Origin of the sequence: Haloechinothrix halophila YIM 93223 (assembly GCF_000504245.1) — a bacterium.
Classification (GTDB): domain Bacteria; phylum Actinomycetota; class Actinomycetes; order Mycobacteriales; family Pseudonocardiaceae; genus Haloechinothrix_A; species Haloechinothrix_A halophila.
Genome location: NZ_KI632509.1, coordinates 2,939,167 through 2,960,574 on the forward strand (window position 1 = coordinate 2,939,167; position 21,408 = coordinate 2,960,574).

Below are 21,408 nucleotides of genomic sequence, written 5' to 3' on the forward strand. Positions count from 1 at the left end.
GCGGCGGGAGTTCGGTTACGCCCGTAACACAACGGAGACGACGTAATCCGATCGTGACCTACGACGTCAATTCACTCGGCAAGGATGGCCAGCTGTTCGGGATCCCGCAGCCCGATGGCGCCGTAGTGAACCGCGATGAGTTCCTTGCGCTCAAAGTCCTTCAGGACCTTGTTCAGCGACGGTCGCTGCACCCCAAGCATGGCGGCCAGGGTGCGTCGCGGCAGCGGCACCGCGCCATCCACGGCCTCATCCGCGATCAGCCGGGCCACCTGCTGGGTCAAGGTGCGACCGAGAATGCCGATGATGCGCTCCTGACTGGCTGCCAGCCGCATCGCCACGCTCGACAACCACCGACGGGCGATCGCGTGCCTACTTGCCAGCAGGCGCTCGAACGACTCGCCATCGAGGAACAGCACGGTTGATTCCTCAAGCGCATGCCCGGTGTAGGGCAGCGGCATCGCCAGCAGGTGCTGAATGTCGCCATCGACGTCGCCTGGTCCGATGAGGTGCACCACCGCACGTTTACGGCCGGACCCGACCGAGAGCTCGATCCGACCCCGCTGCACGATCCACACACCGGACGGCACGGCCCCGCCACGGAAGACGACTGCTCCCCGTTCCACGGTCACGGTGCGCAAACCGGCAGCGAGCGCGGTCAGATCCGTCGCCGAGAACGGGGCGGCCTCGCCACGGCCAACGCAGCGGGCCACCCACGCGGCCTGCCGGATGGCCAGTTCATCGGGGCTGCCGCCACCCAGCAATCTGAGGGAACGATGCAGCGTGTGCGCCGGGGTTTTCGAGGGTTCCATGTGTCGTCCTGTGTCGTCAGAGGGATCCGGGTGGCCCATACTTGAGACGTCGCTGTACTTCCATCGCGCGCCGGTCTGTCAGCGTGCTGACAGTTTCCTTCCGATCTGGCATACCGACGGGTGGGATAACGGCACATTTCTCGTCGAAATCAGACACATCCTTGGAGCTTTGGTGCCTGTGCTGCGGATGATCGCGGTTGCCTTGTCTGGTCTGCTCGTGCTCGCCGCGTGCGGCACAGCGACCGAAACGAACGCGGGAAACGGCAGCGGCGGTGTGCCGCCTCAGCTCAACTTCACCGCCACAACCTTGGATGGCGACGAGTTCTCCGGGGAGACGCTCGCCGGCGAGCCCGCGGTGTTGTGGTTCTGGACGCCGTGGTGCGCTGTCTGCCAGCACGAGGCGGGGTTCATCGCCGACATGGCTGACAAGCACGGCGACACGGTGACGTTCGTCGGTGTCGCGGCCCAGGACAACGTCGAGGCGATGCGGGCGTTCGCCAACAGGTTCGGCATCGACTCGTTCACCAATCTCAACGACAAGGACGGCTCGGTCTGGGCGGCGTTCGAGGTGCCCGCCCAGCCAGCGTTCGCCTTCATCAGCGCCAGCGGCGACGTCGAGCGGGTCAATGGCACCGTGACCGAACAGGAGATGGAACGCTGGATCACGACTCGCGCCCAGGCGTGAGCACGGATGATCGACGCCGAAATCCTGGGATTCGCGCTGGCGGCCGGGCTGGTCGCCGACCAGCACACCCGTGACCATCTCAGCGAACTCGGAACCAGCCAGTGACGCGGCGAAACTGTCTTCTCGCTGACACTACCGAGCGATGTCGCGCTCCCGGCGGGTTGCCCACGGCAGCAGAGGATTCGGCGAACGAAAGGCGAAACGATGCCACTAGTGACCGAGCTACACGCCCAGGCCGGGCTCTGGACCCAACACGCCTGGCGTATTCCCGCGCTGTACCTGGAGGGCGAGGCACCCGACCGGTCGCACGACACGATGGTCAGCGATGCACTGCTGGCGGTCGTTCGCGCGCGAGGACTGCCGCTGACAACGGACCCCGACTATCTCCCGTTGCGCCCCGTCACGGGCTGGCGGATGCACGTGGACGACATGGGCGCGATCACACTGGACTGGCCACACTTCACTCCCCTGCTCGAGTCGGCACCAGTCGAATCGCCGGACGGCTGGCAGGAGGCGGCCGCCGCTACCGGCATTGTCGTGGTGTTCGCTGGGCATGGTCTTGGCTTGCACGAACCACACACTGACGGCAACGGGCATGCCTTCACGCAACTGTGGGACGCCGCCGCGGCGGGCGCACTCGCTGGTGGCGCGGTCGTGGTGGCCGGTCACGAGACTCGGGCGGCCGAACTCGACAGAACCCTCGCCCGCCCCCAGCGCCGCGTCAACCATCATGACCACCCGTCGGGTCACCGCTAGTGGCACCCGCGCCAGTCCCACCCCGGATTCGCCGACGTCAGGCACCAGGATCCTGGTTCGGCCGTAGCAGGTCTTTCCAGAAGTTTCGGATCTGCCGCACGACCTCATGGGGCGGACGCTCGTGACGGGCCACCGACTCCTTGATGGCGGCGTAGGTCTCGTATTCCAGACCGCACCGCCGGCAGTCCTCAAGATGGTCCGCCACCTCCTCGGCGATGCGACTGTCCGTCTCATCATCGAGATAGGCCTGGATGACCCGCATTACCTGCCAGCACTGGAAGACGTCCGCTGGGCTCCGATGCTCCGCGCCACTCATGCCTCATCCGATCTCACGTCGACGCCAACGTCGCGGAGGTGTTTACGGATCCGCTTGCGCGCCCGATGCAATCTGCTCATCACTGTCCCTACCGGAACTCCCAGAGCCTCCGACGCCTCGCCATAACTGAACCCTTCGATGTCAACCAAGGCCATCACCTCGCGAAAACGATTCGGGAGCTGGTGAAACGCGGTTTCGACCTCACTATCGAGCCGCCGGTCGACGACTTCATGCTCCGGACCTTCTCTAGCGTGCCGCCCGTCATCGAGCTGTTCAATGTCGTGGTCACGGCTGCCGATCAGCTCCGGGTGCCGTTTCCGGTGCCGGTTGCGCTCTACGTTGCGCAGGATCGTCAACAGCCAGGCACGCGGATACCGCCCATCGAACTGCTCGATGGACCGGAACGCACGGACCAAGGTGTCCTGCACCAGGTCCTCGGCATCCGCGGCTTGGCCTGTCAGTGAGCGCGCGACCCGATAAAGGACCTCGATCTCAGGGAGCACGTGCTCGGCGAAAGCCGCGTGCTGCTCGCGCGTCTTCGCCACCGGAACGTCCACGACACTGGCAACCCCATGGGACGTGGGAGCATTCCCGAACATGTACCACGAAAGCGTGGAATGACAGACGCACCACAGCGGGTTACCTAGCCATGATCGGGCAGCACGCGAGTAACCATCGGATCGTCGAAGCGTACGTCGACGGCCAGCTGCCACGCCCAGCACGGTGGGTGATCGCGACCCACCTGTTGTTTTGCGCTGGCTGCAAGCACCACGCCGCGGTGATCCGCGCGATCAAGCGGTCGTTGCGCTCACGAGTCTCCTGAGTGTGTTCCGCATACGATCTCGTTCCGCCGAGCGAGGCGGGACCAACCGCCGTGGCTACGGGAGACTGATTTGCGGCACGCCCACCACTAGGGTGAGAACGTAGTCAGCGGGTGTGTGACTACCGGGTTCACCGCCGGTCTCGGCGCGCAGGCAGACCGCCGCTATGCCGACACCGTCCACGCGGTAGTCGAACACCGCGATCCGCGAGCTTTCCGGCATCCTGCCCTCGTTCGGCAGGCTGGTTCGCCCGGTCAGTTCGACGTCGGCACGCAACGGCACCAGCCAGGTCGGCACCAGGTCGGCGACCGGGCTCGGCTGGCAGTGGCCGCCACGCTCGGGAACCCAGCGCACCGGGTCACTGGGTAGCTGCACCTGCAGATGCGCGCCGGATGGCACCGTCTGCGGTGTCCACGTGTCGTTCCACCAGTACAGGTTGTCGCGATGCTGCTGGGTGAAGATGTAGGCGTGACCCGCATCGAGGGGCTGGCCAGGCAGCTGGTCAGACGCGGTCGCCGAGGTCGTGGTGAACAGTGCCGCGATCATGACACCAGCGGCGAGGCTTCGGGCGGCGCGCATCTCAGCTCACCTCCCCAGGTGGCGAGATGAGCACATTGCCCATCATCCCGTTGTCCTCGTGCGGCAGGATGTGGCAGTGATACACGGTCTTGCCGGTGATGTCGGGCCGGAAATAGGTCCGGATGGTGACCTCCCCCTTCGGCGGCAACCGGAAGACGTCCCACCAGATCGACGGATCAGTATCCCACGAGGTGTCGCCCGGTGGGATTCCCTTGACGTCGGTCACTTGGAACGGATTGACGTGGATGTGGAACGGGTGCTGGAAGACGTCGTCATTGACAAGCCGCCACTCCTCCACCGTTCCGGCCTCGACCGTCTGGTCGATCCGGTGATGGTCGTAGAGCTTGCCGTCGATGAAGAACCGCACCCCGATGCCGTCGCTTCCGGTGATGTCACCACTGAAGACGAGGGTGCGACGGCGAGCCACCGGTCGATCGGGCATGCGAGGCGGGGTGACCAAGGTCGTCGGTATCTGGCCGGGTGCCGGTGGCCCGGTGACGACCAGCGTGCCCAGCTGCACCGTCGGCCGCGCGCCTCCCGGATGGCCTTGGTCGTACTCGCGCGCGAAGATCGGGTAGCGCCCCGGCCGTTGCCCCGCTCGCACCACGAACTCCACGCGGTTGCCCGCGCTGAGCATCGTGGCCGGGACACGCCTGGTGCGCGCCAGCGGAACGCCGTCCACACCGACCTGATGCAGCGGGTGGCCGTCAACGTGCAGCCAGATCGCCCGGTGCGGGGACGCGTTGAGCATCCGCCAGCGCTGGGTCTCACCGGGTCGCATGCGCACCTCAGGCAGTAGCTGCCCGTTCAGCGTGAACGTCGTCGTTGTCGGCACCGCTGGAATGGAGGAGAACGGCACTGGGCCTCCCGTCGGCACCACGAGTGCCGTGGGAACCTCGCCGTTCTCGTCGAGCCACAGTTCGTTGATCACGATGGTCCGCTCGCGCATCTCGGCCAGCTCGGGAACCTCGTCGATGTCGCCTTCGACGATCAACGGCCCCGACAGACCCGCCCAGCCCTGATGTGAGGTCGAACCGTGAAAGTGCGGGTGGTACCAGTGCAGCCCCGCAGGCTGGTCATCCGGAATGTCGTAGACATACTGATGCTGCCCGAGCGGATCGATCCGCACGAACACGTTGTCCGCGTTGCCCTCTGGCGACACCTGGAGGCCGTGGGTATGGATGTTGGTGGCCAGCATCGTCTGCGGCAACGTCTCCCCCGCCGCCGCGACCTGCCCCGCGACATGCGGAGCGCATTCGACCGGGCCATGCGGCGGCCCGGTCGAACCGTCCTCACCCGGGTGCGACGCGCACATCGGCGGCAGCTTGTTCGCCGGGATACCCATCGGCCGCATCCGATTGCGCAACAGCAGCCGCACCTGATCACCAGGCCGGAACCGGAAGATCGGCCCCGGAAACTCGCCGCTGTAGGTGTCGAGGGTGACCGGCCGATCCCCGACACGCATCGACCGCGCCACCATGTCCAGTTGCTCGTCGAGCACGCCGCCGCTGCTACGCACCTCGGGCAGATCACGCAGCGGCTCCCCCGTCGCCGCGTCCGCGCGTACGTTCGCTGACTTCGGCAGCAGGAAGCCACCAGCCACGGCCAACCCCGTGCCTTTGAGCATGGTTCGTCGATCCACGATGTCGACTCCACTCCCCTGTTGAACCACCTGTCGAACTTGCCGACGTCTGCCCATGACAACCCGGTAGCGACCTACCCGCAGTCATGACCGCGACAGCTTCACCGAAGCGAGTGAGCTGTGGTGTCATCCAGCTGACAGTCATGAGGGCGCAGGCCAGTCAGCGGTGTTGAGATCGGAGTAAGTGTTCACGAGGAAAGGCTGATTGCGGTGGGGGCGACAGACGACCAGCCGGGGGCGAAGCCGACAGCCGTCGAGATCTACTGGCGGCCCGAGTGCCCCACATTACCAGAGTTACAACCAGCCGCATTTATGCAAGTGCGTGACTCAACCTTGCCTTGACCAGTGCGAACGCCATAGCGTGAGTAGCGCTGTGCTCAGGGCAAGGGAGGAAGTCCGTATGAAGGTTCGCAAGGTTGCGGGTACGTGCCACGACGGAACGTGTCCTACGGTCTACGTCACCGACACGGGAAGCGTCGTGGTCCAGGGCTACGCGGTGAGCCAGGCTGACGGACTGACGTTGGCGGACGGGGAGCAAGCTGTAGAAATCCCTGCTGATTTGCTCAGTAACGCACTGGAAGACATCCGCTAGTGCTGCTCGACCCCGAGACCTTCCGCATGCGTCTACGCGGCTTTGAGCGCTACGCCTGGCGTTGGGAATGCCAACCTGTCTACAACTTCCCTGCGGAACTTGAACAGGTAGAACGATTCGTAGCGGGGGAGGAAAAGCCGGAAGGCTATAACTCCGCGTGGCTCGATAACGTGCGTAGCATTTCCGAATCGGGTCGGACGATTGGCCGCGTGCGGGCAGTACACCAACCCCTGACCGACTATGAGCACTGTCAACTCTCGTGGGTGGTTCCCGATAGCGTGCAAGCCGGGGAAGACATTAGAATACTAGACGTCAAAGGTCTAGGGCTTCCTGAGCAAGATTTTTGGCTGTTCGATGATTCGATCGTGGTACGGCTGAACTTCTCCGAAGACGGTTCGCTCATTAATATTGAGCAGTTAGAAGACGCAGAGCTATCTACCTACCTCGAATGGAAAGACACGGCCCTAAGAAACGCTGTGCCGTACGCGGACTATGTTGCAAGAGCCCAACGGCCATAGAAGGCGAAACCTCGCGGTAGCTCTGAGAGACCTTCGTAACGCCTCTGGTCTCTCGAGGGAACGGTTAGCCGCCAAGGCTCAACTCAGCCAGTCGAAAATATCGAGAGTCGAGACCGGACGGACCATTCCGACCGTTGCCGACACTGAACGAATTCTTAGGGCTCTTGAAGTGCCGAAGAGTGTAGCAACCGAGTTGCTGAGTCTCGCCCGTGCGGCGAACGTTGACTATGCGTCATGGCGTTCAGTAGCGAGACTCGGAATTTGGCACAAACAGAATGAGCTAAAGTCGCTCGCCAACGATTCCGCATACGTTCGGCAATTTCTGCCTGCTATCCCGTCAGGGCTGTTGCAGACTCCAGAATACGCCCGCGAGACCTTCACACCTGCGGTGGACGGGCGACCGGCGAGAGACGTAGACAGAGCCGTACAGGCCCGTATGGATTCGCAAGAATGCCTAGACGACGAATCTCGCCGCTTTTCGTTTATCCTGACTGAGCAAGCCTTGGACTGGCGACAAGCGCCACAAGAGGTCATGGCCAGTCAGCGTGAACGCCTCGTAGAAGTGTCGAGCCGATCGAATGTAGACCTAGCCGTATTGCCGATTGATGCGGTTGTTAAGGTGCCCGCCCTTAACGTGTTCGTCGTCTATGATGACAGGCTAGTGATCGTGGAGACGTTCTCCGGTGAAATGGCCTTGAGAGACCCTAGGGACGTTTCCTATCACCTGAACCTATTCGACTACTTCTACGACCTTTCTCTGCACGGCGACGATGCACGGACGCGAATAATGCAAGTTCGCGACTAAAACTAGCTAGCCTAATCGGATACGCCGTAACGTAGTGCGTATGGCGTTCTTGAACCTACCGCCTGACGTACGTGAGGAAGTGTTCACGTATCGGAACGGAAAGAAGCAGGTCATTTACAAGGTTCCCTACCGGAGCGACGGACCTGTTGTGAGAGTAGAAGGTGGTAGACGCGTTCTCTACTACGAATACGCTTCGTACGTGTTCCGTTGGCCAGAGGGGGCGGGGCAGTTCGATATAAGCCACGGCTCTATCAAAGGGGCTCGAATGCCGCTCTGGGGCAACATCACCATTACGAAAGTGTGGGGTCCAGAGTCCTTAAGGGCGTTCGGTCAGGAATGGGCGCACCAAGAGTTTAAGAAGCACGGGGGATAACGAGATGGAAAATTTATCCACGGCCCTTGAGAAGGACCGTGACCTGTTGGCGAACGTAGCTCAACACTCACCGCATGTAGCGGGAAGCGTGCTCAGTTTGTGTAATGCGTTAGAAGACGCTGACGAACTTCCCCCGCCTGAATTGCTAGAAGAGTTTGGGCGATATGTTGAGGGGCTGGGTCGTCTTATTTCCTGCCTGGCGAACAAAGCTGAACCGGCCGGAACACCCTGTCAGAGTCCCGCCGAATGACACTGTCAGCATCTTGACATGATCAACCGACGTCAGCCCGTCCTAGCCACCCGTGTGTGGGCGTGCACGGTGTGCCGCATCAGCTCCGGTACGGCTTTGACCTCGCCCCGGCTACGGTGATCGAGAAACGATCGGCTCTGTTCCCTGCTTCGTTCGATCATCTCGCCGGCATGCGAGAAGTCAACAGGTGAGGTCCGCAGCGGACAGAGTGGCGGCAACACGACGAGTTCGACGCCGTCCGGCACGAGCCGGATGTCGTGCACCAGCCGCTGCTGGATCAACACCGTCAACGCCTGGGTGATCAGGCCGACGGCGCTGCGAGGCACGCTATCGAGCGCGCAGGGATGGCCCGTCGGCAGGACATAGATACGCGACGCACCGAGCTCGACCGCGTGCGACAGCGGGGTGTTGTTGGTGACGCCGCCATCGACAAGCTCCCGGTCGCCCCAGTGCACCGGCGGCAACACCCCAGGCAACGCGGCGCTCGCCAGGATCGCGTCCGCTGCGGGTCCTTCCGACAACCGCGCCTCGGCACCGCTCAACACGTCAGTCGCGATGACGTGCAGTGGAATCGGCGAGCGTTCGAGCAGGTCGAACTGCAGCCATCGGTCGAGCAGGCCGCGCACACCATGCGGACTGGCCACATGGTTGCGCTTGCCTAGCACGGTGAGCAGCGAACCCCACGAACCTGTCACCGGGAGCACCGTCTTCGTCCGCAAGCCTCGCCAGACCTCGGCCAACTCGTGCGCCGTCTCGGCGGTCGCCGGACGGGAGGCGATGAACCCGCCGTTGAACGCCCCGACGGACGCCGCGACGATCAGGTCCGGTGCGATGCCCCGTTCGAACAGGGCATGGATCATGCCGACCTGCACCGCACCGATGCTGCCGCCACCGGAGAGCACGAACGCGACACGCCCGTCCGGCCGTTGTGCCGACTCAACCATCTGTGCTCCTTCTCGGGTGTTCGATCTCGGCCGGGTCTTCGCCGTTGTTGGCCTCAGCGGTGCCGTTGGCGCGGTTGCCGCGAGCAGGCTTCCTGCCGTAGGCCACGGCGACTACCGCGCCGACTGCCGCCATCACGACCGTCTCGGTCCCTGCCGCCGGTGTGCCGACGAAGGTGGGACCGGCCAACGCGCCGAGCCAGGCCAGCACCGCCGTCACGGACAGCGCTAACCCGAGACCGGCGCTGGTGGCGACGATCAGCGATCGCGGAGACAACCGGTCCTCCGTCCGCATCCGCCTGCTCACCGGCAGCGCGGCGGCGAGAACAGTGGGTGCGAAGTGGTACGTGGTCGTGGGGTTGGCGACCGCGAGCGCGATCCAGCCCGCCCCTACGGCCACGGTGACCGGGACACCGGTCCACCACGGCGTAGGCGACCGTGCCGTCACGCCCCAGGTCCTCGCGGTCGCGAGGGAACACCACGCGGCGGCCCTTCCGGCTCACCCTCGAGCCGGACCGTGCGCGGAGTCTCCGCGAGCACGACACCGTCGCATACCGCGCGCAGCATGGCGCCCACCTTCCTCGTTGGTGCTGACATCAGTGAAACCACGAACGGGGCGTCGGCGGCGGTGCGAGTGTCATCGCGCTGACACGATAGGTAGCAGGGAGCACCTGGTTCCGTTAGACAGCGGTAGCAGGAGGCTGCACATGACATTCACGAGCGCATCGTCGTCCCGCCCGGAGGCTGTGGCGATACCAGCGCTAACCGCGCGGCAGATGCGCGAGGTCGACCGCCTGATGACCGAGGAGTTCGGTATCGACCTGCCGCGGATGATGGAGAACGCGGGCCGTGCGCTCGCCGAACTCGCTATCGACGCATTCGAGCCAAGCAGCGTCGTCGTACTAGCTGGCCCTGGCGGCAACGGTGGTGGCGGTCTGGTGGCGGCACGCCACCTGCTCAACCGCGACCGAGGAGTGCGTGTGGTGCTCGCCGCACCCGCTGAGCGACTCGCGCCGGTGCCAGCACACCAGCTCGACATCCTCACCCGGATGGGTGCCGACGTGACCGATGCCGAGCCCCGCTCCCCCAATGTCTCGGCCGATCTCGTGATCGACGCAGTGCTCGGCTACAGCCTGACCGGCGACCCAAGAACCCCCGCGGCGGGCTTGATCGACTGGACCAATGACCAGCCCAGCCCTGTGCTGAGCTTGGACACACCGAGCGGGCTCGACGTCACCACCGGTATTCCCGCCGACCCGTGCGTGACAGCCACGGCGACCATGACACTCGCGCTACCGAAGACCGGTCTGCTCACCGCACCGGGAGCGCGGCAAGCGGGCATGCTCTATCTCGCCGACATCTCGGTTCCCCATGCGGTGTACGAGCGCATGGACATCGAAGTAGGCCCGGTCTTCTCGACCCGCACCATCGTGCCGATCAGCTGACGGGTGCGTTCACCCGTGGACGGCCATCTACTCCCACCGGCCCACTGCGGCCACACCGGAAACCAGCAGTGCACCCGGTGCTCGTGGGCACGGCCATCGGACGCGGTCATGCTCGTCGCGCTGGGCCGGACCGCACGCAAAGCCACCCCGGTCGCGGTGATCGTCGGAACCATTCTCTCGGCTGTCAACCTCGGCCCTACCATCGCCGCTGGTGAGTCCACCTACGGCACCTCGATCACAACCGTCATCAACTACCTCGTGCCCTACATCGTCGCCAGCATCGGCTACCTGTCCGGACGACGCCGGGGGTAACTCGATGCGGCTGAGCGCGCGAATCGACCTCGAGACCGAAGGCCTATTCGCGTTCGCTGACAACTGGCACCACGTCCAGCCCACGGTCGCATCGCGGTTCGGAAACTGGCTGGCTACGGTCCGGTCACGGTCGGAATGTACGTCTCGACAGAACGGGTTTCGTTCACATCTTGCGTCGCGGAAACGTCAGCCGACGTGCCCGCAGGGATGGCGAGGACCGCGAGGAGGTGCGCCATGACGACAGGACACGCGCGGGCGACGGAGCATCGTCGCTCGCCGGTGCAGGTTATCGTGATTGGGGCGATTGGCGGTGCGATCGCCGGGATGATGCTGGCGGCCGTCGAGATGATCTACGGCTGGCTGTCGGATACGAACACGTTCTGGGACGCCCCGATGGCCATCTGGGCTTGGGTCGCGGGGATCGACAACTTCGGACCACCTGGTGAGCATGTCGCCTCGATCATTCTCGGCATCGTGGGGCACATGATGATGTCGATGATGATCGGCGTGGTGTTCGCCGCGTTGATGACCTACCTCATCCGCACCAAGGACGTGATCTCGCCGGTGCTGATCGGCGTCCTCTACGGACTGCTGGTCTGGGTGGTCATGCGCTACCTGATCCTGCCCATCAACTCGGGCGAAGCCGAGTTGTTCACCACCGACCGTGTGTCGCCGCAGTGGGTCTGGTGGCTTTCGCACGCGGTGCTCGGGATGACCGCCGGTATCTACCTCGTTGTGGTCCGCCGGGCGTTCGGCAGGCATCCGGAGTAGCCGTGATGCACACCTAGGCAGAAGGTGGTGGCCAGCATGGACTGGACGGTGTACTGGTTCATGCTTCCGGTATGCATCGCCGTGGCCAGCATCGCGATGTTCTCCGGCATCAGCGGCGCGGCGATGCTCGTACCGGTGTTCCTCATCGGTTTCCCGTTGCTCGACGTGCCCACTCTGACGCCCGTCGCCGCGATCGGTACCGCGCTGTTCTTAGAGACATCCGGCTTCGGCACCGGACTGTACCGCTATCTACGGCTACGCCTGGTGGATACGATCACCGCCCGGATGTTGATCTGGGTCGCGTTGCCGCTCGGCGCGATCGGAGCGATCGCGTCGGCGCACGCACCGGCCGACGCGCTGCGGCTCGGCTACGGCGTGGCCATGCTCGCGCTCGCAGCGCTGCTTAGCCAGGAGGCACGCGTGCGCGAGACAGCGCCGGCGACGGCCCCGTCCAGCGGATCCGGTGACACAGCCGCCGTGGTATCCGGCGGTAGCGGCGGCCCCGGCGCGGTGCTGGTTCCCGGTGACGACACGGCACACGAACGCTGTCCCGGGGGTGTGCCGCGCCGCATTACCTCTACCGCGGGGCGTGTCTTCGACTTCTGTGCCCACGGGTTGCGCGGCCAGCAGCTGATGTCGGGTGTCGGTGCCTTCTTCGCCGGGCTCATCTCCACCGGAGTAGGTGAGGCCACCATGCCCGGGCTGGTCCGGCGCTCGCGGTACCCGGTCGCGATCGCCGCTGCCACATCGACCGTGGTCGTGGCCGGAACCGTCGTCGGAGCCGCCCTCACGCACATGGTCCAGCTCGCGGTCGAAGATGGTTTCGCCGCGATCCCGTGGAATCTGATCGCATGGGCCGTTCCCGGTGCGATCATCGGTGCGGTCATCGGGACCGGACTGCAGGGCCGGATCAACGCTACCGCGACCCGGTGGTTCTTCAGCGGACTGTTCTTCGTCATCGGGGTGACATTCCTGCTGGCGTTCACGGTCTTCGTCGACCGATTCGGCTAGGCGGTGATCATCATGTCCCAGCGTGTCAAGATTTTTGTGGATGTTTGGGCCTGTTTATCCTTTTCGTTGCTTTTGATGAGTGGTCGAATCCGTCACTGTGTGTGACGGCGCGTTAGAGGACGAGCCGGTCGCCGAAGAGGACGGCGAAGTGGTTGAGCGCGGCTTTCCACCCGTAAGTGCCGGTGCCGCGTTCGCCCTTGGCGCGAACATGACCGTCACCGTCGATGTAGCGTCCGGTGACGTGTCGGATGCCGAGATAAAGCAGCTTCATCGCGGCGTCCTCGGTGGTGAAATGTCCTCTGTTTTTCATGATTTTCCGCAGTTGAAAATTCAATGATTCGATCGCGTTAGTGGTATACACCACTTTTCGTATTTCTTTCGGGTATTTGAGGAACGGAGTGAAGTCTTCCCAGGCGCGATCCCACGCGGCGAGCATGCCTGGGTATTTCGTGCCCCACTCTTTACGGAGATGCTCCAGCGCTATCTCGGCGGCTTCGGCGTTGACGGCCGTGTAGATCGGTTTCAACGCGGCGGCAACCTTCTTGCGGTCGGAATAGGACACGTATTTCATCGAATTCCGGATCAAATGAATCACGCAGGTTTGCACCTCGGCTTTCGGCCACACAGTGCGGATCGCGTCCGGCAGTCCGGTCAGCCCGTCGCAGCACACGATCAGTACGTCTTCCACGCCGCGGTTCTTCACCTCGGTCAGTACCGCTAGCCAGTGGGCCTTGCTCTCCCCCTCGGTGGGGCCGATCCACACACCCAGCACGTGCTTGAACCCGTCGACGTCGACACCGGTGACGATGTAGGCCGGCCGGTTGATCACCACCCCGTTGGTGCGGATCTTGACCACCAGCGCGTCGATGTAGGCGATCACATACACCTGGTCCAGCGGACGGTTCTGCCACGTCTTGATCTCGTCATGCACCACATCGGTCACATTCGAAATCAGCTCGTGGCTCGCCTCGGCGCCATACACCTCGAGCAAATGATCCTTGATATCGCGGGTGGTCATCCCTTTCGCATACAGCGACAAGATCATGTCATCGATCTGGCCGAGCCGACGCTGATGCTTCTTCACGATCCGCGGTTCAAACCCGCCCGTGCGGTCCCGCGGAACCTCGATCTGGACCTTACCGGTGTTGGTGGTGACCGTCTTCGCCGAATACCCGTTGCGGGAATTGCCCGTTCCGCGTCCCGCAGCGTCGTGTTTCGCGTACCCGAGATGCTCATGCATCTCCGCGCCCAACGCCCGCTCGATCACCGCCTTACTCATCTGATTCAGAATGCCGTCCGGGCCATCCAACGGCGTCCCCGACGCTTTCGCGTCAGCCAGAATCCGATCAATACCCTCCGGCGAGACCAGCTCCGCCAACCGCCGCGAAGCCTCCTCCGCCGCCGAGCCCTCGACCGCATCCTGCGCCTTGTCCGTCGTCACGTAGCGTTCCCTTCCACCGGCCCGGACCCTCCGGCCCACCGATGATCATGGCCCGCCCACTTCCACAAAAGATCTTGCACCCCCTCATGTCCGCCGTATTCGCCGAGTGGACGTTCACCCTCGTCGCGCTCGCCGTAGCGTTCGCGTGGGGATGGCTGTGGGCGCGCCACGACGCTCGAATCGATCGCGCTAGGCACACCCGACGCCGCCGAACGCCGCCGTAGCGATCCGGTGAACGTACGGGATCAGCTACCCAATCCCCCGGCACAAGGAGGAGTCCAATGTCTTCGATCGATCGCGTCTCGGCCATCTCGCCGCTGCTGCGGGTCTACGTGTCACCGGACTGCCCGACGTGGCACATCTCGATGGCGATCATCGATGCCGTTCGCAGGGCGCGCCCCGCACAGCGGGTGCGGGTCATCGATCTCGCGAAGGATCCAGACACACCGCTTCCGAACGGCGTTGTCGGCACTCCGACATACATGCTCGACGCCCACGTCATTTCGATGGGCAACCCGGAACTCGCCGAACTATTGGCCTGGTTGGACGACGCGTCTCACCGCGCGTCTCACCGCGCACACCACTGACCGCGGATCGCCACGTTCCTGGCGCGCTGCTCGCCGAAGCGTGGTGTGTCCGCTAGTCAGCGGTTCCTCGACAACTGCCGAGCATTAGCGCACCCGTCGGGTGTCGTCCGGGAACCGCTGTGTGACGCCTGCGCGGTCGAGCAACTCCAGCAGTGGGACCGCCACCCGCCGGGTGGTGCCCAGCGCTTGGCGCGCTTGGCTCAGCGTGAACGGGTCGGGCAGCTCACGCAGTATCTCTGCCGCGCGACGGTCGGCACCGGGAAGCAGCACGATTCCGTCGGACACCTTGAGTAGTTTGCCCGCCCGGACGGCGGCACCCAGTTCTTTCGGACCGAGGCCGAGTTCCTTCAGCCGGTGGGCGTCCGGGGCGACGAACGGTTCCCGCCGCAGCTCGTTGGCGAGCTGGTCCACGGCGCGGCTGGTCGGAGCGGGCAGCGACGTGGCGGCGTCGGCACGGCGCACCACGCCCTTGTCGAGCACCAGGCCGGCCGCCCGAGCCAGCGGCTCGACGAGTTCAGCGGACGGCAGACCGAGGCGCCCGGCAACAGCCTTCGCCGGTGGCCCCGACTCCAGCGGATGCGCCACACACCACTGCTCGACTTCCGTCCGGATGTCGATGACCCATTTCTTCCAGCGGTCCGGGTCGACGCGCCAGGCGCCGACGCTCGTGCCGACCGGCTCCATCCCCATGGCTCGCAGTTCGGCCTCGGTGACGGCGACGCGATGAGCCAGGTGCGCCTGTGCCGCCGCATGCGAGCTCCGTGCCGCATCGGCCAGCACGAGGCCGCGCGAACGTGCGGCACCCCGGTGGGCCAGCGGCGGTGGCCGGACGTCGAGCACGGTGGCGCCAGCGAGGATCTGGTGCCGTCCCGGGTCGCGCAACAGCGCCCGGTCACCGGCCCGCAGTGGTAGCGGTCGTCGCAGTGACAGCCGCGCAGCGTGCGGCCCGAGTGGTCGAATGCGTACCGCCAGCGCGGTGGAGCCGATGTGCAGAATCGGCTGGCGCGGCAGCTCGTCCGCCGGCAGTTCGGCTGGGTCGAGTGCGACGTCGATCTCGTCGGTCATCAGCCACGCATCCGGGGTGAGCAGCGCGTCACCCTGTCCCACGGCGTCGCGGTCGATGCCACGGAGGTTCACGGCCACGCGAGCGACAGCGCCGACTTCGGTGCTGGTCTCGCCGAGCGTCTGGAGCCCGCGGACGCGCATCCGCTGGCCGGTGGTGGCGAGCACCAGCTCGTCTCCGGTTCGCAGGGTGCCTGCCCGCAATGTCCCGGTGACCACCGTGCCTGCCCCGCCGATGGTGAAGGCGCGATCGATCCACAGCCGGACGTCCCCGGCGAGGTCGGCCGTGGGCAGCCCGGCGACCAGTCGACTAAGCTCCGTCCGTAACTCGGACAGTCCGTGGCCGGTGACGCCGCTGACGGCAACGGCTGGCGGCGTGCCGAGCGAGGTCCGCGCGATGCGCTCGTGAGCTTGCCGCGTGGCGGGGGCCGGGTCGGCGATGTCCGCCCGAGTCACCGCGAGCACACCGTGGCGCACGTCCAGCGCGTGCAGGGCCGCCAGGTGCTCCTCGGACTGCGGCATCCAGCCCTCGTCGGCGGCGACGACGAACAGCACGGCCGGAGCGGGACCAACACCGGCGAGCATGTTCGGCACGAATCGCTCATGACCGGGCACGTCGACGAACGCGACCCGACTACCGTCATCCAATGTGGTCCAGCCAAACCCGAGGTTGATCGTCAGGCCGCGCTCGCGCTCTTCGGCCCAGCGGTCCGGTTCCATGCCGGTCAGACTCCGGACCAGTGTGGACTTGCCGTGATCCACGTGGCCCGCGGTGGCGATCACGTACATCAGGCTCCTCCCCGCGCCGCCAACACGGCGTCTGTGCGCGGAATCCGCCGTCGAACATCCTCCATGGGTCGCTCCCCCGAAAAATGGCGGAGGCGGACGGGAATCGAACCCGCCAACGACAGGAACTGCCGTTCACCGGTTTTGAAGACCGGGCCGATCACCAGACCGGACACGCCTCCACGTCTTGAGACCTTCAGTTATGTGTTCAGCCCGTCGACTCAACCGGCACGAGGTCACCGTCCGGCACGGTCACCTCCCCGCGACGCCATGAGCGCACCTCTGCCGCGATCGACTCGCACATCACGGCTGCCATCGAGGGGTCGGTTCGTGCGGTCAGGAACGCACCAATCGTGGCCGAGATGAGCATCCGAGCCCGCGCCGGAACAACGTCCGCATCGGTCTCGCCCCGATCCACCGCCGTCCCAAGCGCCGTCGCGAACGCCTCGTACAGCCGCTCACGGTGAGCCGACGCTTCCCGCACCACGAGATCATCACTGGCATCCGAGGTTGCCATCATGTTGATCAACAGACACCCTCGCAGCGCCCGCTCGGGGTCGTTCCGGAACGCCGCCGCGCGAGCGCCGAAGAACGCGGCCACCGCGTCCAGCCCCGCATCCGGTTCCCGCATCCCCCTGAGCATCGGCGTGGTCACCGTGTCGACGTAGCTGCGCACCGCGTGGTCGAACAGCTGCCGTTTGCTGCCGAACGTGTGGTAAAGACTTGAGCGGCTAGCCCCGGTCCGCTCCTCAAGCTCCCCAATCGAGGTGAGCTCATATCCCCGCTCCCAGAACACATCGCGCGCGGCGACCAGCACCGCGGCCGGTTCCTGGATTCGTGGTCGCGCCATCCGTGTGGGTCCTATCCGTTGACGAGCTGTGACAGGCAGCATACCGTAGCTTGTAACGGCCGGTCCAAAACTCCGTCGGGCGAGCCACTGGACCGGACAACTGGCGCCTTGGCGGTGACCTACCGGTCGACCAGCGTCGCCCGCGCGCCGACGCACGCGGCGGCGTGCCAACCGCAACGGGCGAACGGAGGGCGACATGCCAACTCGAGTGAATCCCTTACGGCCGGGAGAGAGTCCCGATCCCGAGGTCAACGAGCTACTCGAAGGCGCTCGGAACGACTGGTGGGGCGACTCGGCGATGTTCGGGGTGATCGGGCGCAACCCACAGCTACTCAAGCGCATCGTGCCGGTGTTCCAGGCATTCTTTCAAGAAGGCCAGGTCGAGCCGCATATCCACGAAATGATGCGGATCAAAACCGGGCAGATGAACGACTGCACCTATTGAATGGCTGTTCGCACCACCGCCGTGCGCGGTGCAATAACCCCCAAGGAAGACGCGATCAGCGGACGCCAGCCCCAACCAGGCGACATCCTCAACGCCAGGGAAGCCCTGGCAGTCCAACTCGCCGAGCGTATGGCGCTCGACCCGCACACAGTGGACGACGACTTCTTCGCGCGCCTGAAGGAGCACTTCTCCGAAGACGAAATCGTGGAACTTGTGTTCGCCACGTCCATCTTCAACTGGGGTAACAAGTTCAACATCACGATGCACATGAACGCGGACGAGGCCAGCGAGTACGACAAGCACATGCACTACCACCAGGAGGCTTTGACCTGATGCGGATCGAGGAACTCGACACCGCTGGGCTGCGTCGCGTCCTGCGTGACGAGTCGCGCGCGGTGCTCGTCGATTACTGGTCTCCGTGGTGCGCACCGTGCCGAACCTTACGGCCGCATCTCGAGCAGTTGGCCGACGAGCACCGCGACAACGCGCGTATCGTCGCGGTCAACGTCGAAGCCGAAACCGAAGCCGCCGAGCAATTCGAGGTGGCGTCGCTGCCGACCTTGATCCTGTTCGCTGACGGTGAGATGCGACGCCGGTTCACCGGACCCACACTCCCGTCCGAGCTGAACCAGGCGCTCACCGCTCTCCCGGCACGAGGCTGACACCCCCGGGGTGACCGGTGCGCACCCGCGGGTGCTGCCCGTTTCGGTGCTGCTCCGTTGCTCCGCTACGCGACCGCGATCTCCGCCGTCTCAACGTCATCGACGCCGACGTGGTTCGTGGACTCCTTCGCGAACGTCAAGAAGCGTGAGAGTGCTCCGTCGTGGGTCAGGTGGAGTTCGTGCATGGCCCTGGTGCAGGCGATGTAGAGCATGCATTTGTCCATGTCGTTGGCGTAGTTCGTGTCATCGACGTCCGGGACGATCACGGTGTCGAACTCCAGGCCCTTGGCGATATGCGCCGAGGTGATGATGATGCCCGCGGCGAACGCGGTGCTGTCGTAGTCGAGGAAGGTCAGCTCGACACCGGCCTCGGACAGGGCGTGATAGAGCGCTTTCGCCTGCGCGACGGTCTTGCAGACGATGCCGAGGGACCGGAGGTCGCTGTTCCGGTGCCGCTCGATGAGCGTCAGGATCCGTGACTCCTGCTCCCGCTGATCGGCGCAGGCGATGACCTGCGGCGGCAAGCCATGGCGCTCGATCGGGACCAGCTTGTCGTTCCGGGAAATGCTCTGGGCGAAATCCGTGATCTCGGTCGTGGACCGATAGCTCTTGCACAACTCAAGGCAGTCGGCGTCCGGGAAAATGCTGTGAATCGTCGCCAGCGACGACGAGCTGAACGGATTCACCGACTGGTTCGAGTCGCCCAGGATCGTCATCGTGCAGGAGAACAGCTCGCGCAGCACGGCGTACTGGATCGGCGTGTAATCCTGCATCTCGTCCACCAACAGGTGACGGATGTGGTGGTAGTTCTCCTGTCGCGACGTCCTGACCATGGTGTAAATCAACGGGAACACGTCGGAGTGCTCGATCTTTTTCCGGCCAAGCGGCTTGAACATCGCACGCCGGTCAGGGTCCTGCTGGTAGAACGCCTTGTAGATCGCGAACGCGTCCTTATACGGAAACATCGCGCGGACCTGCTTGCGGATGCTGGTGGTGTCGCCTGCCGACCATTTACCGCCCTTGTCCCGCACTTCGTTCTTGAGTAAATGGGCCGCGGTGTTGGCCACGTGGTCAAGTCGCGTGAACACCGGAAGATCCCGCGAGTCGTTGAACATGTCCACGACCCAGTCGATGGAGAGTCGCTTGTTCTTCTGCTCGATCTCTCCCGGGCTGAACTCCTCGTCCGCGCGCGAGGTGATCCACTGCTCGAGCTCGGTGACGAACTCGGTCGTCGCCTTGTAGCGCATGCGATCGGCCATCGCCTCGTCGACCTGGTCGAGCAGCGTGACCACCTGTTCGCTGAACGTCTCGTAGTCGGTGACCTTCGCGAGGTACTTGCTGGCGATCTTGTCGAAGTCGATCTCCGCGACCTTCTCCTCACCCAGTTCGGGAAGCACGTCGGCGATGTAGTCGCCGAAGACCTTGTTTGGCGAGAGGATCATGACGTTGTCGGACGAGAGCGTGTCCTTGAACCGGTACAGCAGGAACGCGACCCGGTGCAGGGCGATCGATGTCTTCCCGGAGCCCGCCACACCTTGCAGGATCAGCACCTCGGCTGTCTCGTTGCGAATCACCGCGTTCTGTTCGCGCTGGATGGTCGCGACGATGTTCTTCATCTTGTCATCGGCGGACTGGCTCAGCTCCCGCTGCAACACCTCGTCACCGATGTTGAGCGTGGTATCGAACATGTACTGCAGGCGCCCGCCCTCGATCTTGTACTGGCGTTTGCCCGTGATGTCGCCATGGGTGGTGCCTCGAGGCGTCTCAAACGACGCAGCCCCCGACTCGAAGTCGTAGAACAGACTGGACACCGGGGCGCGCCAGTCGTGGATCACGATCTCCTGGGTCTCGGGGTCCGAGAAGTTGTGAATGCCGATGTAATACGGCGTGGCGTCCGCGGCACCATTCGTGTGGAAGTCCACACGTCCGAAGTAGGGCGACTCCAACAGCCGCTCAATCCGCTTCTGGAGCATCACCGCGTGCTCAGCCAATCGGACGGACATATCCACCTCGCCGCGGAAGTTCGCCTTCTCGGCGAAGTCCATGTCACGGAGGTTGTCCCACAGATGCTTCTTCCGCTCATCAATGGTCCGGGCGGACTTATCGATGTCGCCGGTGAGACGCTTCAACTCGCTTGTCAACAGCTGCAGCGTCTCGGCCAGATGCTGGCGCTCGTGTTGCTCGTCTCGCGTCTGCGCGTCCGTCAATGCCATCTCCGGGTCGGGCTGTGGAGAACCTACCGTCACGTCAGGGTAAAGTAGCCGCCTTGACATGATGGTGGCCGGGGCGTGTAGGACCGCCTGGTGGCCGACTGAATGGCTGTCATGCCGATCGGTCGCGGCCGCTCGGCGCCATACAGTGACCGGCCGGTAGATTCGGCGGGAACAACAGCAGCGGGCGCCCGGCGGCGTTCGAGTGAGGTGGTGTGTTGGCGTGACGGAACGCATGCAGATCGGCGAGGTGGCCGAGCGGACCGGGCTGTCGTTGCGCACCATCCGTTACTACGAAGAGGTCGGGCTCGTCACGCCGAGCGCGCGGAGCCAGGGTGGGTTCCGGCTGTACGTTGAGTCTGACGTGGCGCGGCTGACGCTGGTCAAGCAGATGAAGCCGCTGGGCTTTCAACTGGAGGAGATGCGCGAACTACTGGCCGCGCTCGACCCCAACACAGACTCGCCCCATACCAGCGAGGGGGAGCGCCTGGCGCGGCTGCGCGAGTTCACCGACATCGCCGAGCAACGGTGCGCTGAGTTGCGAGCCCGGTTGTCGGCCGCCGAGGGATTCGCCGCGATGCTGCGGATGCAGCTCACCGATCCCAGCACCACCGCTCGCTGACGCCCTAGCTGTGGCTGGCCTGCCACCGAGCGGCTCCGTGACGAGACCGCACTGCGGGTCATGCAACGGCAGCATCCCGAGGTTCAGTTGGAGACTTTGCTCGCAGAGGACGACTAG

Annotated in this window: 25 protein-coding genes and 1 tRNA gene; 14 read left to right on the forward strand and 12 right to left on the reverse strand. The window is 64.5% G+C overall.

From position 1 onward, the window contains the following. Positions 1–71: 71 nt before the first annotated feature. Positions 72–809 (reverse strand): Crp/Fnr family transcriptional regulator, encoded by a 738-nt coding sequence (locus AMYHA_RS13435; protein ID WP_051399861.1) that lies wholly within the window; start codon positions 807–809, stop codon positions 72–74. Between the two features lie 172 nt (positions 810–981). Here AMYHA_RS13435 and AMYHA_RS13440 point away from each other — a divergent pair, with 172 nt between their 5' ends. Both AMYHA_RS13440 and AMYHA_RS13445 read left to right on the forward strand, forming a co-directional pair. After that, positions 982–1,494 carry a redoxin domain-containing protein gene (locus tag AMYHA_RS13440; RefSeq protein WP_196776890.1) on the forward strand — a complete coding sequence of 171 codons (513 nt, stop codon included), beginning with the start codon at positions 982–984 and terminating at the stop codon, positions 1,492–1,494. A 213-nt stretch (positions 1,495–1,707) separates the two neighbouring features. Further along, complete coding sequence (locus tag AMYHA_RS13445; RefSeq protein WP_034271497.1) at positions 1,708–2,250, forward strand: hypothetical protein; 543 nt, start codon at positions 1,708–1,710, stop codon at positions 2,248–2,250. Between the two features lie 37 nt (positions 2,251–2,287). On the opposite strand, the gene AMYHA_RS13450 is transcribed toward AMYHA_RS13445, so the two are convergent. Further along, positions 2,288–2,566: an anti-sigma factor family protein gene (locus AMYHA_RS13450; protein ID WP_051399862.1), complete on the reverse strand. Its 279-nt coding sequence runs from the start codon at positions 2,564–2,566 to the stop codon at positions 2,288–2,290. Next, entirely contained in the window at positions 2,563–3,165 is a 603-nt protein-coding gene (locus AMYHA_RS13455; RefSeq protein ID WP_084037192.1) for an RNA polymerase sigma factor, read from the reverse strand. The genes AMYHA_RS13450 and AMYHA_RS13455 overlap by 4 nt, the downstream gene beginning before the upstream one ends. Before the next feature lie 50 nt (positions 3,166–3,215). Between AMYHA_RS13455 and AMYHA_RS27405 the strand changes: the two genes are divergently transcribed. Beyond that, a complete protein-coding gene (locus AMYHA_RS27405) occupies positions 3,216–3,389 on the forward strand; it encodes a cupin domain-containing protein (protein WP_169732877.1) in 174 nt (57 codons plus the stop codon). Positions 3,390–3,444: 55 nt separating this feature from the next. Here the strand turns inward: AMYHA_RS27405 and AMYHA_RS13460 are convergent, their stop codons facing one another. Together AMYHA_RS13460 and AMYHA_RS13465 are read right to left on the reverse strand one after the other, a co-directional pair. Continuing rightward, a complete protein-coding gene (locus AMYHA_RS13460; RefSeq protein WP_034271499.1) occupies positions 3,445–3,966 on the reverse strand; it encodes a hypothetical protein in 522 nt (173 codons plus the stop codon). A 1-nt stretch (position 3,967) separates the two neighbouring features. Continuing rightward, positions 3,968–5,608 (reverse strand): multicopper oxidase family protein, encoded by a 1,641-nt coding sequence (locus AMYHA_RS13465; protein WP_196776891.1) that lies wholly within the window; start codon positions 5,606–5,608, stop codon positions 3,968–3,970. Positions 5,609–6,199: 591 nt separating this feature from the next. On the opposite strand from AMYHA_RS13465, the gene AMYHA_RS26440 reads away from it, so the two are divergent. Beyond that, on the forward strand, positions 6,200–6,718 hold the full coding sequence (locus AMYHA_RS26440; RefSeq protein ID WP_084037194.1) for a DUF6879 family protein: 519 nt from the start codon (positions 6,200–6,202) through the stop codon (positions 6,716–6,718). Continuing rightward, positions 6,693–7,523 carry a helix-turn-helix domain-containing protein gene (locus AMYHA_RS13475; protein WP_084037196.1) on the forward strand — a complete coding sequence of 277 codons (831 nt, stop codon included), beginning with the start codon at positions 6,693–6,695 and terminating at the stop codon, positions 7,521–7,523. The genes AMYHA_RS26440 and AMYHA_RS13475 overlap by 26 nt, the downstream gene beginning before the upstream one ends. A gap of 655 nt (positions 7,524–8,178) precedes the next feature. On the opposite strand, the gene AMYHA_RS13480 is transcribed toward AMYHA_RS13475, so the two are convergent. Both AMYHA_RS13480 and AMYHA_RS13485 read right to left on the reverse strand, forming a co-directional pair. Then, positions 8,179–9,090 carry a patatin-like phospholipase family protein gene (locus tag AMYHA_RS13480; protein WP_084037198.1) on the reverse strand — a complete coding sequence of 304 codons (912 nt, stop codon included), beginning with the start codon at positions 9,088–9,090 and terminating at the stop codon, positions 8,179–8,181. Continuing rightward, entirely contained in the window at positions 9,083–9,535 is a 453-nt protein-coding gene (locus AMYHA_RS13485) for a hypothetical protein (protein WP_051399864.1), read from the reverse strand. The genes AMYHA_RS13480 and AMYHA_RS13485 overlap by 8 nt, the downstream gene beginning before the upstream one ends. Before the next feature lie 259 nt (positions 9,536–9,794). On the opposite strand from AMYHA_RS13485, the gene AMYHA_RS13490 reads away from it, so the two are divergent. The 4 genes from AMYHA_RS13490 (at position 9,795) to AMYHA_RS13505 (ending at position 12,626) form a co-directional block, all read left to right on the forward strand. Then, complete coding sequence (locus AMYHA_RS13490) at positions 9,795–10,532, forward strand: NAD(P)H-hydrate epimerase (protein WP_051399865.1); 738 nt, start codon at positions 9,795–9,797, stop codon at positions 10,530–10,532. A gap of 3 nt (positions 10,533–10,535) precedes the next feature. Then, positions 10,536–10,844, forward strand: coding sequence for a nitrate/nitrite transporter NrtS (nrtS, locus tag AMYHA_RS13495; RefSeq protein WP_231104739.1), 309 nt, complete (start codon positions 10,536–10,538; stop codon positions 10,842–10,844). Positions 10,845–11,078: 234 nt separating this feature from the next. Then, entirely contained in the window at positions 11,079–11,615 is a 537-nt protein-coding gene (locus AMYHA_RS13500; protein WP_034271503.1) for a hypothetical protein, read from the forward strand. A gap of 36 nt (positions 11,616–11,651) precedes the next feature. Further along, entirely contained in the window at positions 11,652–12,626 is a 975-nt protein-coding gene (locus AMYHA_RS13505; protein ID WP_034271505.1) for a sulfite exporter TauE/SafE family protein, read from the forward strand. A gap of 112 nt (positions 12,627–12,738) precedes the next feature. Here the strand turns inward: AMYHA_RS13505 and AMYHA_RS13510 are convergent, their stop codons facing one another. Then, positions 12,739–14,004 (reverse strand): IS256 family transposase, encoded by a 1,266-nt coding sequence (locus tag AMYHA_RS13510; protein WP_034277011.1) that lies wholly within the window; start codon positions 14,002–14,004, stop codon positions 12,739–12,741. A gap of 344 nt (positions 14,005–14,348) precedes the next feature. Between AMYHA_RS13510 and AMYHA_RS13515 the strand changes: the two genes are divergently transcribed. Beyond that, the gene (locus tag AMYHA_RS13515) at positions 14,349–14,654 is read left to right on the forward strand and encodes a thioredoxin domain-containing protein (RefSeq protein ID WP_051399867.1); all 306 of its coding nucleotides are present in this window, start codon (positions 14,349–14,351) and stop codon (positions 14,652–14,654) included. Between the two features lie 84 nt (positions 14,655–14,738). Here AMYHA_RS13515 and selB read toward each other — a convergent pair whose 3' ends face one another. From selB to AMYHA_RS25745, 3 genes are all read right to left on the reverse strand, one after another. After that, positions 14,739–16,505, reverse strand: coding sequence for a selenocysteine-specific translation elongation factor (gene selB / locus AMYHA_RS13520; RefSeq protein WP_034271507.1), 1,767 nt, complete (start codon positions 16,503–16,505; stop codon positions 14,739–14,741). 84 nt (positions 16,506–16,589) lie between these two features. Continuing rightward, positions 16,590–16,684: transfer RNA gene (locus tag AMYHA_RS13525), tRNA-Sec, on the reverse strand. Positions 16,685–16,710: 26 nt separating this feature from the next. Then, complete coding sequence (locus AMYHA_RS25745; protein WP_051399868.1) at positions 16,711–17,352, reverse strand: TetR/AcrR family transcriptional regulator; 642 nt, start codon at positions 17,350–17,352, stop codon at positions 16,711–16,713. A 196-nt stretch (positions 17,353–17,548) separates the two neighbouring features. On the opposite strand from AMYHA_RS25745, the gene AMYHA_RS27410 reads away from it, so the two are divergent. From AMYHA_RS27410 to AMYHA_RS13540, 3 genes are read left to right on the forward strand one after another with little or no spacing between them, the layout of a single operon-like run. Further along, positions 17,549–17,797 carry a hypothetical protein gene (locus AMYHA_RS27410; RefSeq protein ID WP_169732933.1) on the forward strand — a complete coding sequence of 83 codons (249 nt, stop codon included), beginning with the start codon at positions 17,549–17,551 and terminating at the stop codon, positions 17,795–17,797. Further along, a complete protein-coding gene (locus tag AMYHA_RS25755) occupies positions 17,798–18,130 on the forward strand; it encodes a carboxymuconolactone decarboxylase family protein (protein WP_051399870.1) in 333 nt (110 codons plus the stop codon). Continuing rightward, positions 18,130–18,459 carry a thioredoxin family protein gene (locus AMYHA_RS13540; protein ID WP_034271509.1) on the forward strand — a complete coding sequence of 110 codons (330 nt, stop codon included), beginning with the start codon at positions 18,130–18,132 and terminating at the stop codon, positions 18,457–18,459. Before AMYHA_RS25755 ends, AMYHA_RS13540 begins: the two co-directional genes overlap by 1 nt. Positions 18,460–18,524: 65 nt before the next feature. Here AMYHA_RS13540 and AMYHA_RS13545 read toward each other — a convergent pair whose 3' ends face one another. Further along, a complete protein-coding gene (locus AMYHA_RS13545) occupies positions 18,525–20,705 on the reverse strand; it encodes a HelD family protein (RefSeq protein ID WP_231104740.1) in 2,181 nt (726 codons plus the stop codon). A gap of 187 nt (positions 20,706–20,892) precedes the next feature. Between AMYHA_RS13545 and AMYHA_RS13550 the strand changes: the two genes are divergently transcribed. After that, positions 20,893–21,291, forward strand: coding sequence for a MerR family transcriptional regulator (locus AMYHA_RS13550; protein WP_034271511.1), 399 nt, complete (start codon positions 20,893–20,895; stop codon positions 21,289–21,291). Positions 21,292–21,408: the final 117 nt, after the last annotated feature.